This is a genomic window from Ensifer sp. ENS08, assembly GCF_014852195.1.
Lineage (GTDB): Bacteria > Pseudomonadota > Alphaproteobacteria > Rhizobiales > Rhizobiaceae > Ensifer > Ensifer adhaerens.
Genome location: NZ_JACVBF010000044.1, coordinates 1 through 1,470 on the forward strand (window position 1 = coordinate 1; position 1,470 = coordinate 1,470).

At 59.6% G+C, this 1,470-nt stretch carries 1 protein-coding gene; it reads right to left on the reverse strand.

Translation table 11 applies throughout. The annotated features are described in order from the left end of the window. Nucleotides 1-258: 258 nt before the first annotated feature. Nucleotides 259-1,329 carry an IS110 family transposase gene (locus IB272_RS34400; RefSeq protein ID WP_192373398.1) on the reverse strand — a complete coding sequence of 357 codons (1,071 nt, stop codon included), beginning with the start codon at nt 1,327-1,329 and terminating at the stop codon, nt 259-261. Nucleotides 1,330-1,470 lie beyond the last annotated feature (141 nt).

Genomic DNA, 1,470 nt, shown 5'->3' on the forward strand with positions numbered 1-1,470 from the left:
TCTCCAATGAAAGAACGCAAGGGGCAGAACGCCTTGAGTTGGCGGCTTTCCTTGGGTTCGGTTTTGTTCTGACCGGCCTTTTTTGCCGATCGGCTCAATGGTCTTCGTTCCGCTGGACAGGGCCGTCCTTCGGTTCTGAACCATTCTCCAATGCGTGACCTGATGGCTTGGCTTCGGTCACAGAGTGGCGTTCGGCTCCCGGCTTCCCATTCTCCTTGAGGAGCGCAGCCCGGCACTGCTAGGCTCGCTAGAAAGTCATCAGGACAGTCGGGATTTCATTGACGCGCCTTCCGTGATGATGCTTTCGCCGCGCGGCTCGTAAGCGCGCTGGTCGCGCAGGATCTGGAAGGCGATCGTCAAAAGCTTGCGCGCCATCGCCACACGCGCCTTGTTGGTTCCTCTGATCTTCAGGTGCTCATATTGGGCGCGAAGCTGTGGATCGCTGGCGATCGCCGGGGTGACCGCTTCGACAAAAGCCCAGCGCAGCCACTTGTTGCCCTGCTTGATGATCTTGCCGTGATAGGTCTTGCCGCCGCTCGAATAGGTCGAGGGCACCAGCCCGGCATAGGCGGCCAGCTTCTTCGGGTTGCGGAACCGCGCTATGTCATCGATCTCCGCGTCGATCAGACGGGCGAAGAACTCGCCGATGCCGGGGATCGTCTTCAACAGCCTCACGTTGGGATTGGCCTTGGTCATCGCCCGGATCGTCGCTTCCGACTGCTTGATCCGCTCATCGATGTCGCCAATGAAAGCGAGGCCACGGTCGATCTGGATGCGGTCGATCTCAGAGACGTTGACCTGCGAAAGCTGAATGCGGCCGGCCTTACCAAACAGATCGCCGAGCGTCTTCAATTGCGCCGTCTGCTCCGGATAGCGATCAAACACCGTGACGATGCGGTTCTTCGTCATCGTGCGCAGCCGCACGTAGAACATCCGCTCCCGCAGGGCGACACGCAGGTCCCGCGACCGCTCGCTTGGCGCCCAGGCTTCCGGCACCAGGTCGGCGCGCAGCAAATGCGCCAGCACGGTCGCATCGATCTTGTCGGTCTTGATCTTGGCGTCGGCGATCGCCTTGACCTTCAACGGGTGGGCGAGAACGACATCATCACAAATGTCGTCGAGCCAGTCGTAGATAACCATCCAGTTGCGCGTCGCCTCGACAACCGCATGGCTGTTTTCGCGGTACCGCTCGAGAAACCCGCCGAGCGACTGGCGATCGTTCTTCACCCGGCCGGAGCGCAGCGTCTTGCCGCTGCTGTCCTGCACCACCAGATGGCTATAGGATTTGTGGTAATCAACGCCGATATGGTAATCATAGGACGCAGTCATGCTTCCAACTCCCGTGTTGAGATCTCCAAAACCCCAACAGGATAAGCCGAAAGGCCGGAAGCGTGGCTGTCCCTCAATCATCACCTGCATCTCAGTGATCCGTTCTCTCAGCGGACGCGGTCTCTTTCATGCCACCTCCTT